The 14,595-nt window shown below is 67.6% G+C and carries 12 protein-coding genes; 6 read left to right on the top strand and 6 right to left on the bottom strand.

The features are described from left to right. Positions 1–100: 100 nt before the first annotated feature. Both LZC94_38835 and LZC94_38840 read right to left on the bottom strand, forming a co-directional pair. Positions 101–1,276 carry a homogentisate 1,2-dioxygenase gene (locus tag LZC94_38835; protein ID WXB13777.1) on the bottom strand — a complete coding sequence of 392 codons (1,176 nt, stop codon included), beginning with the start codon at positions 1,274–1,276 and terminating at the stop codon, positions 101–103. Then, a complete protein-coding gene (locus LZC94_38840) occupies positions 1,273–2,517 on the bottom strand; it encodes a VOC family protein (GenBank protein ID WXB13778.1) in 1,245 nt (414 codons plus the stop codon). Before LZC94_38840 ends, LZC94_38835 begins: the two co-directional genes overlap by 4 nt. Positions 2,518–2,680: 163 nt before the next feature. Between LZC94_38840 and LZC94_38845 the strand changes: the two genes are divergently transcribed. Both LZC94_38845 and LZC94_38850 read left to right on the top strand, forming a co-directional pair. Next, entirely contained in the window at positions 2,681–4,351 is a 1,671-nt protein-coding gene (locus LZC94_38845; GenBank protein ID WXB13779.1) for a CTP synthase, read from the top strand. A 40-nt stretch (positions 4,352–4,391) separates the two neighbouring features. Then, positions 4,392–5,033, top strand: coding sequence for a YkgJ family cysteine cluster protein (locus tag LZC94_38850; GenBank protein WXB13780.1), 642 nt, complete (start codon positions 4,392–4,394; stop codon positions 5,031–5,033). A gap of 38 nt (positions 5,034–5,071) precedes the next feature. On the opposite strand, the gene LZC94_38855 is transcribed toward LZC94_38850, so the two are convergent. Next, positions 5,072–6,877: a hypothetical protein gene (locus tag LZC94_38855; protein WXB13781.1), complete on the bottom strand. Its 1,806-nt coding sequence runs from the start codon at positions 6,875–6,877 to the stop codon at positions 5,072–5,074. A gap of 341 nt (positions 6,878–7,218) precedes the next feature. Continuing rightward, positions 7,219–8,049 carry a HEAT repeat domain-containing protein gene (locus LZC94_38860; protein WXB13782.1) on the bottom strand — a complete coding sequence of 277 codons (831 nt, stop codon included), beginning with the start codon at positions 8,047–8,049 and terminating at the stop codon, positions 7,219–7,221. A 186-nt stretch (positions 8,050–8,235) separates the two neighbouring features. On the opposite strand from LZC94_38860, the gene LZC94_38865 reads away from it, so the two are divergent. From LZC94_38865 to LZC94_38880, 4 genes are all read left to right on the top strand, one after another. After that, entirely contained in the window at positions 8,236–8,829 is a 594-nt protein-coding gene (locus LZC94_38865; GenBank protein WXB13783.1) for a hypothetical protein, read from the top strand. After that, the gene (mutL, locus tag LZC94_38870; GenBank protein ID WXB13784.1) at positions 8,826–10,760 is read left to right on the top strand and encodes a DNA mismatch repair endonuclease MutL; all 1,935 of its coding nucleotides are present in this window, start codon (positions 8,826–8,828) and stop codon (positions 10,758–10,760) included. Before LZC94_38865 ends, mutL begins: the two co-directional genes overlap by 4 nt. Beyond that, positions 10,750–11,661 carry a tRNA (adenosine(37)-N6)-dimethylallyltransferase MiaA gene (miaA, locus tag LZC94_38875; protein ID WXB13785.1) on the top strand — a complete coding sequence of 304 codons (912 nt, stop codon included), beginning with the start codon at positions 10,750–10,752 and terminating at the stop codon, positions 11,659–11,661. The genes mutL and miaA overlap by 11 nt, the downstream gene beginning before the upstream one ends. A gap of 68 nt (positions 11,662–11,729) precedes the next feature. Continuing rightward, entirely contained in the window at positions 11,730–12,212 is a 483-nt protein-coding gene (locus LZC94_38880; GenBank protein WXB13786.1) for a hypothetical protein, read from the top strand. Between the two features lie 46 nt (positions 12,213–12,258). On the opposite strand, the gene LZC94_38885 is transcribed toward LZC94_38880, so the two are convergent. Together LZC94_38885 and LZC94_38890 are read right to left on the bottom strand one after the other, a co-directional pair. Next, positions 12,259–13,986 carry a hypothetical protein gene (locus LZC94_38885; GenBank protein ID WXB13787.1) on the bottom strand — a complete coding sequence of 576 codons (1,728 nt, stop codon included), beginning with the start codon at positions 13,984–13,986 and terminating at the stop codon, positions 12,259–12,261. Continuing rightward, the gene (locus LZC94_38890; protein WXB13788.1) at positions 13,983–14,531 is read right to left on the bottom strand and encodes a hypothetical protein; all 549 of its coding nucleotides are present in this window, start codon (positions 14,529–14,531) and stop codon (positions 13,983–13,985) included. The genes LZC94_38885 and LZC94_38890 overlap by 4 nt, the downstream gene beginning before the upstream one ends. Between the last annotated feature and the right edge of the window lie 64 nt (positions 14,532–14,595).

Below are 14,595 nucleotides of genomic sequence, written 5' to 3' on the forward strand. Positions count from 1 at the left end.
TCACAGCGTACGCCGGCTCGCCCATACCGCCTAATTTACGACTTTGGCGACCGCAAGCAACGCTTCACCGTGAGCACGAGGATCACTCATCAACGGTCTACTAACCCGCCCAACTCGAGTGGTACCCCGGTTCCTCGATGTTGGCCGCCTGCGACGTGGGTTGCAGCGGCAAGTATGTATCGACCATCACCGCCAGCTCGTCTGTGCGCTTCGAGCCGATGCTGGCTTCGTAAGCACCCGGATGCGGGCCGTGGGCGATGCCCGCGGGATGGAGAGAGAGAGCGCCCGGACCCACGCCGCGGCGGCTCGTGAAGTTTCCGCGCAGGTAGAGGATCACCTCGTCGCAGTCCACGCTCGAGTGCGGATAGGGGCAGGGGATCGCCTCCGGGTGCGTGTCGGTGACGCGCGGTACGAAGGAGCAGACCACGAAGCCCTTGCCGGCAAAGGTGGTGTGGATGGTGGGCGGGAGATGAATCAACCCGGTCTTCGCCTGGTACTTCTCGATGTGGAACGCCCAGGGGTAGACGAAGCCGTCCCACCCCACCACGTCCATCGGCGGGTGCTCGAGCACGTAGTGCGTGTAGCGCCCGTGCTTCTTCACGTAGAGCTCACGGGGGCCATCTTGGATGCGCTCGGGCGTCGAGATGGGACCGGTGGGACGTACGAAGTCACGATGCGTGAAGGGCGCATCGAGCTTGAACTGACCCAGCGGGTTGCGGAACTGCTCGGGGATGTGCACGCCGCCGTGGGCTTCGAAGCAGAGCAGCCGCATCGACTTCGAGAGCACGTGCCAGCGGTGGATCATCGAGCGCGGGACCCACACGTAGTCTCCCGTGCGGACATCGAGCCAGCCACACGGGGATTCGAGCCGCGCGCTCCCCTCTTGCACGAACCACAGCTCGTCGCCGTCGCCGTTGGCGAAGTAGGCCTCGTCGGTCTCCGTGGGGCGCGCGAGCAGGATCGTGAGGTCGCGACTGAACAGAATCGGAAAGCGCCGCTCGAAGAGCTGGCCACCTTGCGGGATCTTGTCGCTCAGGTACAGGCGTCGCTTGAGGGGGCTCATGGCCCGCTCGTCGGCGACCGGGGGTGCGTAGCCGCGGTGGGTCGAGGAGACCTCGCGGTGCGGTGTGATGGGGTACCGATGGTAGAAATACGTGAAGCCGCCGCTGAAGCCGTCGCGGGTGAACATCTCTTCGTAGAAAAGTCCCCCATTCGCATCGCGCAGCGCCGTGTGCGGCTTATCGGGAAGAATGCCGGCGTGCTCGCGATCGATCACCGGGACTCTCCGCCGGATTTCGCGACCGCGGCGGCGGCGGCCTCCGCCTTTTGTGCGCGCTCGATGCTCTCGAACAGAGCGCGGAAGTTGCCAAAGCCGAAGCCGGCGTCGCCCGCGCGCTGGATGATCTCGTAGAAGAAGGGGCCCGCGCGCGACTCGTCGTAGAGGGCGGCCGCCTCCTGCATGAAGATCTGGAGCATGTAACGCTCGTGCGAGCCGTCGACCAGGATGCCGAGGCGCTCGAGCTCCGCGAGCTCCTCTTTGACATTGTGGATGCCGAGCTTGGCGAGACGGCCGGGCAGATCGCGGTAGTACGCGGGGTGCGTGCCCATGAACTGCACGCCGCGGCGTTTCAGCTCTTCGACGCTCGAGATGATGTTGGTGACCGCGAAGGCGACGTGCTGCACGCCGTTGCCCGCGTTGTCCTCGACGAACTTGGTGATCTGCGAGTCGCGGAAGAAGGGGCGGAGCGGCTCGTTGGTCGCGAACTTTACGCCGCTGGCGGGGTCCCACATGACGATGGAGCGAAGACCCGAGCCGGAGGCGCGGCCTTCGGCGACGTCGTTCGTGTGGAAGCTGATCTCCCAGAACGGGACGAAGCCGAGCACGTCGCGGTACCAGGCGATGATGGGCTGCATGGTGAGCCCGTTCGAGGTGACGTGGTCGATTCCAGCGATGCCGAACATGTTGTCCGGGCGAACCGCGTTACCCTTGCCGCTGTCGGTGAAACCGGGGGCGAAGGCCTTGAAATCATTGCGCTCGATAAAGCGAAACGCCACGTCGCCCAGCGGGGTGGCGATCTCGAAGGCGCGGTAGGTGCCGCCGCGCTCGTCCTTGGCCTCCAGCGGATCGCTGAGGAAGGTGCCGCCGCGCTCCTCGAGGAACTTCGCCGCAGCATCGAGATTCTGCACGCGGAAGCTCAGGCTCATCACCCCCGCGGGGTGACGGCGAAGGTAACGAGCTGCCTTGGATTTTTGAGCCAGGGGCGTGGAGACGCACACGCGCGCGTCGCCCGCGCCAAAGACGATGGACTGTTGCCCGCTGCGAGCGACCAGATCATCGCCGGCGCGCGCCACCTCCTTGAAGTCGAGCACCTCCGTGTAAAAATGTCGGGAACGCTCCAGGTTCTCGACCACGAAGTGGAACGAGTCGAAACCGATGAGGCCGAGGCCCGAACTCGTACCCGTGGAGGGCGAACCCGATGATCCCGAGCCTTGCAAAACGTTGGATTCCTTTTCCATAGTGCGTGACGTTAGCATCAGAGATCGTATGTGGAGCGGCGACGTGAGTGACTTCGTGACGGCCGAAGTAGAAACGGCAACTCGCTTGTGCTATCGCCACGCTGCGTAAAGGAACCCGGAGGTGCGTGGTCAACGCGCCCCACGTGCAAAAGGAGGCGGGACGATGAGCCGAAAGCCGACGAAGTACGTTTTTGTTACCGGCGGTGTCGTCTCCTCGATTGGTAAGGGGCTGACGAGCGCATCGGTCGGAGCATTGCTGGAAGCGCGCGGTTTGCGCGTCACCCACGTTAAACTGGACCCCTATATCAACGTCGACCCGGGCACGATGAGCCCGTACCAGCACGGAGAGGTCTTCGTCACGGACGATGGCGCCGAGACCGACCTCGACTTGGGGCACTACGAGCGCTTCACCAGCGTTCGAATGACACGTCAGAACAATTTTACGACCGGTCGCATTTACGAGGCGGTCATCTCCAAGGAGCGGCGCGGGGAGTACTTGGGCGCGACGGTCCAAGTCATCCCGCACATCACCGACGAGATCAAAGCGCGCGTGCGCGACGCCACCGACGGCGTCGACGTGGCCATCATCGAGATAGGCGGCACGGTCGGCGATATCGAGTCGCTCCCATTTCTCGAAGCAATTCGCCAGCTTAAGATTGAGGCGGGCCCGCAAAACGCGCTCAGCATGCACGTCACCTTGGTGCCGTACATCGCCACGGCCGGGGAACTGAAGACCAAGCCGACGCAGCACTCGGTCAAGGAGATGCGCGAGATCGGCATCCAGCCGGACATCCTCATTTGCCGCACCGCGCAACCGCTCTCGCGGAGCACCAAGGAGAAGATCGCGCTCTTCTCCAATGTGGCGGTCGATGCGGTGGTCTCCGCCGTCGATGTGAGCTGCATCTACGAGATGCCCGTTTGGTTCCACAAGGAGGGGGTCGACGAGCTCATTTGTGAGAGGCTCAACATTTGGAGCCGCCAGCCGGACCTCTCGACGTGGCAGCGGGTCACCGAGCGATTCACCAAGCCGACCAAGGGCAGCGTGAAGATTGGCGTGGTGGGCAAGTACGTTCACTTGCGCGACGCGTACAAATCGCTGCACGAGGCGCTCGTTCACGCGGGGATGCAGAACGATTGCCGGGTCGAGCTGGAGTACATCGACTCGGAGGAGCTCGAGGGCTCGGCGGTGGAGGGGCGCCTGACGCAGCTGGATGCCATCCTGGTGCCCGGCGGCTTCGGCGATCGCGGCACCGAGGGGAAGATCGCGAGCATCGGCTATGCGCGCGAGAACAAGATCCCCTTCTTCGGTATTTGCCTGGGGATGCAGCTTGCCGTGGTCGAGTTCGCCCGCAATGTCGCCCACCTCACGGGCGCCAACTCGGCCGAGTTCGACAAGGACGCGCCCCACTCGGTCATCGACTTGATGGGCGATCAAAAGAACGTGCGCAACAAGGGCGGCACCATGCGCCTGGGCGCGTTCCCCTGTTCGCTCAAGGCGGGCACCGTGGCGGCGGAGGCCTACGGCACCACGGAGATCTCCGAGCGGCACCGCCATCGCTATGAGTTCGCCAACGACTACCGCGATCGGCTCACGGACGCGGGCCTCATTTTGTCCGGGGTCTCGCCGGACAAGCGCCTGGTGGAGATGATCGAGCTCGCGGACCACCCGTATTTCGTCGGGTGTCAGTTCCATCCGGAGTTCAAGAGCCGCCCGGCCGCGCCGCACCCGCTCTTCGCCCGCTTCGTCCGCGCAGCCCTCGAGCGCCAGATGCAGCGCACGCGCACGAGCAGCGAGCCGCGCAAGGCCGCCGCGCCGCACCGCGAGATCAACTAGAGCCACGCCAAGAAGCCCAAGAAGCAAAAGAGAACGCTCGATGGCCCCCGTCGCAACGGTTCGCCCCGTGGTCCGGCAGTACAAGGAAGCGTTCGCGCGCGAGGCCGCCCGCCATGCGCGCGCCGGAGGCCACGCCATCGTCTGGGAAAAAGGCGGGCGCGCGCGCCTGGTGATGCCGCTCCCCAAGGCGGGCGATCCGATGGATCTGCACTACTGGTCGCTGCTCGATCTCGGCAAGAGCCGCTGGAAGAAGATGCCCAGCGGCCCGTACCGCGGGCTCGCCACCGCCATGATCCCGCGCGACTGCCACGACATCGTACGGAGGCGCGCCCAACGCGACGCCGTATGGCCCGATCCGCAGCGCGCGATCACCTTCGACTGCCTCGACTGCGGCGCGTGCTGCCGCGACAACTACGTGGAGCTCGACAAGGACGACATCGCGCGCTTCCGCCATGCCGGCCGCGCCGACCTTTTGCGCGCGCCGTACACGCGCAAGAAGGACGGGAAGTTCGTGCTGCGGCTTTTGCGTTCGAAGCGCTGCCGGCACCTGGAGGAGGACAACCGCTGCGCCATCTACCAGCTCCGTCCCTCCTCGTGCTCGGTGTTTCCGGTGGGCAGCGAGTGCTGCCTGCACTCGCGCGAGGCGGAGTTCGAGCTGTACGACGGCGATCCGCCGAACTGACGGGACGGACCGGGCTGCGGGCCTGGGCTCGGCGGCGCTCAGCGAAGCGCGCGTAGGCGGGCGCGAAGATCGGGCGCGGTCATCTGGCTGGCGATGGCGCGCTCGACGATCGCGCGGCCGTCTTTGCCGCCTTGTTCGACGAGGATTTGCGCGGCGCTGAGCACGGCGCTCTGGATGGGCGGGGTGGCGGCCGACGCGTAGTTCAGGCTGAAGAACTGCGCGAGCGCCGGGGCTTCGCTCGGGCGTGCGAGGGTGGTGAGGGCGAGGGCGGCTTCCTGCACGTCGTTCTCGGGGGTCGCGGGATCGAGCAGATGCGCCGTGAGGAGAGGCGCGGCGCTCGCATCGTTCATGGCGGCGAAGGCGCGGGCGATGGGGCCGACGGGGGGCGGCTTGACGGCGTCCTTGAGGAAGTCGTAGTGCGCTCGGAGGGCGGAAAGCATGTAGCTTGCACCTTTGCGGCGCGAGGCGAGGGCCGCGCGCACGTCGGCGACGACGAAGGGGTCGAGGGTGGGATCCACGCTGGCGTCGATGAGCGCCTTGGTGGCGATGTCGTCGTCGAGGGAGGCGATCTCGCGGATGAGCGGGCGCTTGCCGGCGGCCAGCTCGGGATCGGAGATGCGCAGGGCTTCGGCGAGATCGCTCGCCAGGGACGGGGCGCTTCGGTCGCGTTCGGCGGGCAGCGCGAGGCGATCGATCTGGACGACGCAGCTCTTGACGGGTTCGCCCAGCTCGCGGGCGCCGAGGGTGCTGCCTTGGCGGGCGCCGAGGAAGGTCACCTGGCCTTGCTCGTCGCACGTGAGAAAGCCGCCCTCCGCGGCGGCGGCGCCGATGATGTCGCTCGCGTGCGTGTGAACCCACGCGAGGCGGCCGCGCAAGGCGTCGAAGCCCATGATGATGCGAAAATACGTGGCGTAGTAGCGCGAGCTGGCGACGGTGAGGACGCCCTCGTCGGGAGCGGCGCCCGGCTTCGAGGATCCGGGCCGCACATAGGTGCGCACGCGATCGCGGACGGTGGCGACGAGCTTCGGGCGCTCTTCCGCCGGCGGTAGGAGCACCGGTGCGCCGGGGAGCTCGCGCGGCGGCAGCATCAGGTGCGAGGCGCGTTCGCGCGTGGCGTCCATCACGTTGGGCGCGTGTTGAATGTGCTCGTCGAAGCGGTAGACGCCGGCGTCGCCGAAGTAGATGCTCCCGCCTTGCGTCCACGCGTGGCTCACGCGCTCGCCGAAGACGATCCGCGCCGGCTCGTTGCCCGCGACGATGTCGAAGACGCTGATGTACTTCCGGCCCCACGGGATGAACGCGAGGCCGCCGACGACCGCGGGCACGCCCACCGATTCGTCGGTTTCGATTTGACGGTTCACGTCGCCGAAGCGATCCACCGCGAGCAAGGTGGATCCGCGCGCCGTGCCGCTGCGACCGAGCGTAACCACCGTGTAGCGGCCATCGTCGCCGGCGCCCACGAGGGGGAGGCCTCCGGTGGGCCGCACCCAGAGCTTGTTCCCGGTGCGCGCGTCCAGGCAGAAGATCTCGCCGCCGCCGGAGCCGACGATCACCTGGCCCGCGATGGCCGGTCGCGCATCGAGCGGGTGCGCGTACGTCCATTTATGACCATCGTCGAGGAGCACCGCGACGATCCTGTCGCCATTGCCGGCCACGCCCACGGCGATGTCCACCCCGGTGGCCGGGCGTGTCCTTGCGATGCGGCGCCGCACGGCCTCGATGGCCTCGGCATCCTCGGTGGACGACTCGCTCGAAAAAAGATCCGCCCGGGTCAGCGCGCCACCGCACGCGAGCGGCCCGAGGAGCAAGAAAAACACGACGACCACGGCAACCGCGGCCGACATCGCCAACGCTACGGACGCCCGGAGCGCAGACGACGTCGCCAACGAACCCGACCCGCCGAGCGCACACGACGTCGCCAACGATCCCGACACGCCGAACGCACACGGCGTCGCCAACGAGCCCGACACGCCGAACGCACACGGCATCGCCAGCGAACCCGACACGCCGAGCGCGCACGGCATCGCCAACGAACCCGACACGCCGAACGCACACGACGTCGCCAACGAACCCGACACGCCGAACGCACACGGCGTCGCCAACGAGCCCGACACGCCGAGCGCACACGACGTCGCCAACGAGCCCGATGCGCCGCACTTGGACACGGGAGGGCGAAATGACTTGGTCATGGCTCACTCGGACGGGCGGTGGCTTTGACGGCTTGATCGATGAGCGCCTTCAGGCGCGGCGATGTTCCTTCCGGCCAGCGTTTTTGAAGGCGCTCGAGGAAGTCGTGCACCTCGGGCGTCTGCAGCTCCCGAACCCGGCCGATGACGTTGGCCTTCATGTCCTCGCTCACCTCGGAGGTTTGGCGAAACAGCATCGCGTCGAGACCGCCGGCGAGGAGCTCGAACGGAAGCCGGCCGAGCCGGCCGAGAAAATCGTGGCACTCGTCGGGGTTGCAGAGCTGCCCGATGGGCGCCGAGGCCTCGATGACGTGATGGTCGAGCGCCGCGCCGAGATCGGCCATGGCCACCCGCGCCCGGAGCATGCCGAGGCCCGTGGCGGCGCCACCTCGAACGCCGCCATCGGGGTCGGAGAGAGCGCGTCGCAGCGCGGGGATGGCGGCCGGGCCCTTCGTGCGCGCGAGGGCGCGGACCGCGGTCCTTCGAACCTTGGGATCGCGGTGCTGCAGGTAGACGGCGATGCTCGGGGTCGTTGCCGGCATTTCGAGCTCGCCCAAGGTGGCGAGCGCGGACTCGGCCAAGGGAGCGCTCAGCCCGCGATCGAGGAGCGCAGCGATCTCGGTGGCCAGGGAGGCGGCGCTTTTTCCGGCGAGGCGCGCGTCCTCGAGGCCCTCGCGGATCCGTTCGGGATCGCCGGATTTCAGCTTTTCGGCGGCGCCCGGAGGCGGCCGGGAAGGCTGCGCTGCCTGCCCGAGCACCGCGGCAAAAAAGACGGTCGCGGCACAGGCCGCCGCGGCAAAGGCGCCCGTCCGCCGTCCTCGCGTCCTCACCAAGCCGGGAATATCACGCGGCATTCGAGCTCTACAACCTATGGCCTCGTTCGGCACATGTCGCATTGCGCATCTCGTGCTATTGCGGGCATGAGTATGGGCCCAACGCCTCCGAGTCGACCCCCGAGTGTACGTCCCAGCGACGGAACGCCCAGCACCCGCGGCCCGCGGCGGCCATGGTACCTGATGCTCGCGCTCATCGTCGCCTGGATCTTCGGCGCGACGGCGTTCGTCGATGGCTGCAGCGTCGTGCTTTATTATCATGGCGACAACGTCGACGCGCACGACACCGTGCGCGCGATCCAGAGCGACGATCGGCGCGCGGAGGCGGCCAAGGCCGCGGAAGATTTTTTCACCACGATGAGCACGGCGCGCCATCGCTTTTTCCCGCTCTCGGTGGCGGGCATGCTCCTCGGCGCGGTCATGGTGGCCTTTGCGGCGCGGGCCATGTCGGGCCGGGTGGAGGCGCGCGCGCCGTTGATCCAGGTGGTATGCGTGCACGCGGGGCTGGTGATCCTGGCGTATTTCCTAGCCGAGGACGTGCGCTTGGCCGAGGTCCATATGGAGACCACCTTCGTCGCCGCCCGCATGCGCGAGTCCTCGCAAAATCCGGAGTTCGTCGAGAAGGTCATCGCGCTCATGCCCAAGGTCCGCCCGCTGCGCGACAATGCATGGCTGGTGGCGCGAACCCTCTTGAGCGGCTTCATCATCATCGCCCTGACGCGAAGCCGCGCGCGCGAGTTCTTCGAGGCGGCCAGCGGGCGCTATCTGGAGCGATGAGCCGAATCCGCCAGCTCTCCGCCGATCTGGCGAACCAAATCGCAGCCGGCGAGGTCGTGGAGCGGCCGGCCAGCGTGGTGAAGGAGCTCGTCGAAAACGCGCTCGACGCCGGCGCCACCAAGGTGCGCGTGGAGATCGAGCAAGGTGGCCTCCAGCGCATTCGCGTGAGCGACGACGGCAGCGGCATGGATACGGAGGACGCGACCCTTTGCCTGCTCCGCCACGCGACCAGCAAGATCGACCGGGTCGAGGATCTCTCGCATTTGCGCACCTTCGGTTTCCGCGGTGAGGCGCTGCCGAGCGTGGCGTCGGTGTCGAAGCTGCTCCTGGTGACGCGGACGCAGGATCACCCCGAGGGGACCGAGGTTCGCATCGATGGCGGGGGAACGCCGCGGGTGCAACCTGCGGGCTGCGCGGTGGGGACGAGCATCGATGTGCGGGACCTGTTCTTCAATGTTCCCGCGCGAAAGAAGTTCCTGAAGTCGACGGCCACCGAGAGCGCGCACGTGGGGGACGTGGTGACCACGGCGGCCCTGGCGCGGCCCGATGTGTCCTTCACGTTGACGCGCGATGGGCGCGCGGCGCGCGAGTTTCTGCGGGTGGCCTCGCGGACCGAGCGCGTGGCGCAGGTCATGGGGATCGGCGACGGGCGGCTGGCGCGGGGTGAGGGGGAGCGCGGGCCTTTGCACGTGGAGGCTTATCTGGCGCCGCCGGAGAAGGCGCGGGCGGGGGCCACGGGGCTGCACTTGTTCGTCAACGGACGGCCGGTGCGCGATCGCATGCTGGCGCGGGCGGTGGGGCAGGCGTACGGGTCGGTGCTGGAGGCGGGGCGATTTCCGGTGGGCGTCGTCTATTTGGAGCTTCCTCCGGAGCTGGTCGACGTGAACGTGCATCCGCAAAAAGCGGAGGTGCGCTTCGCCGATGCGCGCGCGCTTTGCGATGCGCTGACGCGCGAGCTTTACGGGATGACGTCGCAGGCGTTCGCCATCCCGGCGATGGGTCCGCCCACGCGACCTTGGCTGCCGCCTCCGCGCAGGGATGGCGCCATGCCGTTGCGGGAGAATGTGCCGCCCGAACATGGGCGCTATGAGGCGACTTCGTCGTTGCCGTTTGGCGGTGGGGGAGCGGCGGGCTTCGGCGCTTCGCTCGATTTTTCAGAGCTCCCCCACCCGAGCCCTCCCCTGGCACGGGAGGGAACGGAAAGGCTCGGGGCGGCGGCGGGCGAGGGACTCGAACGGCTCTTGGCGGGGGTGCCGGCCTCGTACGAAGGGGGCGCGTCACCGGCCGGATCCTTCGACGCACCTCCCTCCGGGAGCGCACCAGCAAGTGCTCCCGCGCGCGACCCCCTCTTCGGCAACCGCCCTCCCCTGCGATTCCTCGCCCAGGTTCGGAAAACGTTCTTGCTCTGCGAGGGCATCGACGGCATCTACGTCGTCGATCAACACGCCGCGGCGGAGCGGGTCACCTTCGACCGGCTTCGCAAAGCCTTCGTCGCGCGCGCGGTCGCCATGCAACGCCTGCTCGTGCCGGAGGTGGTCGAGCTCTCGCCGGTGGAGGTGGCCGCCCTCGAGGAGCGCCCGGAGGATGTCACCGCCGTGGGGCTCGAGGTTCGGGCCGTGGGAACGAGTGCGGTGGCCGTGCACGCCGTGCCCAAATTGCTCTTGCGCGCCAACCCCGAGCGCCTCGTACGCGATCTCGTCGCGGAGCTCACGCGGCAGGCGAATCGCCCCTTCGGCGGCGCAGCCGATTTGGTCCTGGCCACCATGGCGTGCCATGCATCCGTGCGCGCCGGCGATTCGCTCTCGCACGAAGAGGCCACCGCCCTCTTGGCGTCGCTGGAAGGCATCGACTTTTCGGGGCATTGCCCGCACGGACGTCCGGTGGTGATGCACCTCTCCTTCGCCGAATTGGAGCGTCGGGTTGGCCGCTGAAGCTTCGATCGACCTCCCCATCGCCGCCGCGCGCACCGACCCGGAGGCCCTCATCGTCGTCGTCGGGCCGACGGCGAGCGGCAAAACGGCGCTGGCCATTCGCCTGGCCGAGGAGCTCGACGGCGAGGTGGTCAGCGCCGACAGCGTCCAGATTTACCGCGAGTTCGATATTGGCTCGGGCAAACCCACCGCCGAGGAACGCGCCCGCGCGCGCCATCACCTCATCGACGTTCAAGACCCGCTGGACCCCATCGACGCCGCCCGCTTCGTCGAGATGGCCGATGCGGTCATCGCCGACATCCGGGCCCGCGGAAAGCGCCCCATCGTGTGCGGCGGCACGTACCTCTGGGTGCGCGCGCTTCTCCACGGCCTGGCGCCGAGCCCCGGCAAGAACGACGACGTGCGCGAGCGCCATCGGACCCTCGTGATGGAACAGGGGCGAACGGCCCTTCATGACCGCCTTCGGGAGGTGGATCCGGCCAGCGCCGAGCGCCTTCATCCCAACGATGTCGTGCGTGTGAGCCGGGCGCTCGAGGTCTTCGAGCTCACGGGACAAAGCCTCCGCGCCCAGCAGGAGACGCACGGCTTTCTCCCCGAGCGATACCGCGCCCACTTGTTTGCCATCGACTGCACCCCGGACGATTTGACCCGGCGCATTACGGCGCGGGTCGACGCATGGCTCGAAGGCGGATGGCTCGACGAGGGAACGCGCTTGCTCCAAGCGGGCTACGGCGCCGCGCGCGCCATGGGATCCGTTGGATACCGCCAGATTGCGATGCATCTTTCGGGGGAGCTTCCGCGCGAAGAACTCCAGCCCGCCATCGTTCGCGCTACGCGCATTTTCGCGCGCCGCCAACGCACGTGGTTGAATCACGCACCTGTAACCCGACTGGATGCGTGACTCTAGGAGCGAGCTGTGCGATAAGTCATAGCTCGCGTTGTAATTTTCATTTTGGGGAGGCTCCCTCTATGTCTCAATTTGTAGTCACCCAGCGCTTCATGTCGCTCGCAAGCAACTACGACGTGACCGCGCCGGGTTCGGAACAAGTGCTCTTGACCATCAAAGGCACGCTCATGAGCGCGACCCCCCTGTTTTCGTTGGTCGAGGGCACTGACGGAAAAGAACTCGGCACACTCCGCGGCAACTTCGCCAAGACGCAGTTTCACATCTACGCTGCGGACGGAAAGGAGCTCGCGGTGGTGGATTTCCCGGCCATTGCGCTCAAGAAGAAGCTCTCCCTGAGGATCGGCGACAGGGAGTACACGGCCGACGGCGGCGTCTTCAGCGGCGTCTTTCAGTGCAAAGACGCGGCAGGAAACATCGCCATCGAGATTTCGAAGGTGCGCAGTGTGCGCGACAAGTTCAGCGTGGTGACCAAGGACGACATCCAGCAGGAAGTGGGTCTCCTCGCCGCCGTCGCGATTCACTCACGCTTCTTCGAGATGATCTGACCCACCCCCAGCTGCACGATCCCCCCTAGCCTACTGCGCGCGTCCGTCACAGCGACAGCGTCGCGTCGAGCCAGGCGCCGAATGTGTCCGGCTCGACTTGGGGGGGTGGGCTGGTGGCTTTCCAGATTTGCCGAGGTGCGTCCGGATCGACCTCGATGTCCACGTGGCCGACGTCCCGAAAGTGCCCCACGCGGCTGACGCGCTCGCGCTCGTCCGTGGCGCGCAAGGTGGATGTCATCGGCTCGCGGTGCGGGGGCGGCTCGATGGGCGCCACGGGGTGCAAGGTGGCCGGCGCAGGATCGAAGCCGTAATCGGCGGCCGCGATTTGCTTTCCGGATGCGGGCGGAGGGCTGAATGGCGCGTCGTCCTCCGACACGGCGAGCTCGTTGAGCGGCGGAAGGGCGATCGGCCTTCGCGATGACGTGGGAGGCTCGGACGCGGACGGGTCGACCTCGATGGTGACCTCGCGGGGTTCGTCGGGCGCGAGATCGGCTTCGCCCACGACGATGTCTTCGCCCTCGGCGAGGTTGACGCCACTGGCACCCGAGAGGCGCGCGCTCGAGGCGAGGGGCTGCGCGGGGGCTTCGAGCCCGGTATGCACCGACGTGCGCACCGAATCGTCGTCCGCGTCGACGTGGATCTCCACCACGTCCTCGCTCACCTCGTACTCGTCCAGCATGGCGGCGCCGTAGGCTTCGGCGTCCTCCACGAGGATCGACGGCTCCGGCTCCAGGGCCGACCCCCGTTCCAAATCCGGGAGGTCCTCGAGCCCTTGCGGCCCGCGCGCTTCGTAATCCGGCGCCGCAAGCGGCTCCGACACCGGCGCCACAGGCGCCTCGTAAGCTCGCGTAACAGGCGGCTCGTAAGCTTCCGACGCAGGCGCCTCATAACCTTCCGCCGGCGGCCCCTCGTAACCCCGCGCCACGGGCGGCGCATAAGCTCGCGCCGTGGGCGACTCGTAAGCTCGCGTGGCAGGCGGCTCGTAAGCTTCCGACGCAGGCGCCTCGTAAGCTTCCGCCGCCGGCGCCTCGTATACCGACGCCACGGGCGGCGCATAAGCTTGCGCCGATGGCGCCTCTTTCACCGACACCGCCGGCACCGCAGGCGCCTCGTAACCTTCCGCCGGCGGCCCCTCGTAACCCCGCGCCACGGGCGGCGCATAAGCTTGCGCCGTGGGCGACTCGTAAGCTCGCGTGGCAGGCGGCTCGTAAGCTTCCGACGCAGGCGCCTCGTAAGCTTCCGCCGCCGGCGCCTCGTATACCGACGCCACGGGCGGCGCATAAGCTTGCGCCGATGGCGCCTCTTTCACCGACACCACCGGCACCGCAGGCGCCTCATAACCTTCCGCCGGCGGCGACTCATAACCCCGCGCCACGGGCGGCGCATAAGCTTGCGCCGATGGCGCCTCCTTCACCGGCACCGCAGGCGACTCATAACCTTCCGCCGGCGGCGCCTCGTAACCCCGCGCCACGGGCGGCGCATAAGCTTGCGCCGCTGGCGCCTCCTTCACCGACACGACCGGCGCGAGCGCAGCGACATTGATCGTCTCGGCCTCGTGCGACTCGAACGGCGGCCGGGGCGGTACGTCGACGATTTCGAGGTGCTCGGAGTCGTCGAAGGTGGTGCTGATTCGGATCTCGGTGTCTTCGGGCGCCCAGTGCGCGACGCCCTCGCCGGCTTTGACGCCGTTGAGCCCGCGCGGCATGGCGCTCCGCTGGCGGATTTTTTCGAGGAGGGCCTCGAGGCGGCCGATGCGGTCGTGCTTGTTGGTCATGCGATGACCCGCGCTTGAAGGCGCGACAGAGCGTCGGGCCACGATGTCCCCTCGCCGATGTAGGCGCGCACCCGATCGATCGCGTCGGGGCTCGCGACCAGGATCCGCTGCACGGGCCCCGCCGCCAGAAGCATGCAAGCTACACGCGTTTGCGTGGCAGCCTCCAGCGTTCCCTCCAGCACCGAGGCCAAAAATGTCCCCCCGAGACGGGGCGCGTGCTCCACCACCAGCACCATCGCGCGGCCCCAGCGCTCGATGCCGAAGGCCCCGAAACCGGCCACGCTGAACTCGAACGCGATGGCGTTGATCACGGAGTCGAGCGGCGAGGCGCGCACCCCCTCGGCGCCGCCGAGCTGCTCGGCAAGCCGCTCGCCGATGGACTGGCCGATGCCCCGCCCCACGGAAGCCGCCACCTCCGGCTCCACCGCGGACACGAGATCGAAGAGCGCATCGACCGGCAACAGCACCGTTCGTTCGGCCCCGATGGCGCGGACGCTGCCGCGCGCCAAGTCGAAGGTCACAGCGTGGGAAAGGTCAAATGACATGGGCCGACCATCAACATAGCGCGCGTTTCGCGCCCGTGGAACGCTTCGGGAAGTCATAATGCGC

The sequence above is a fragment of the Sorangiineae bacterium MSr11954 genome, from assembly GCA_037157815.1.
GTDB lineage: Bacteria > Myxococcota_A > Polyangia > Polyangiales > Polyangiaceae > Pendulispora > Pendulispora albinea.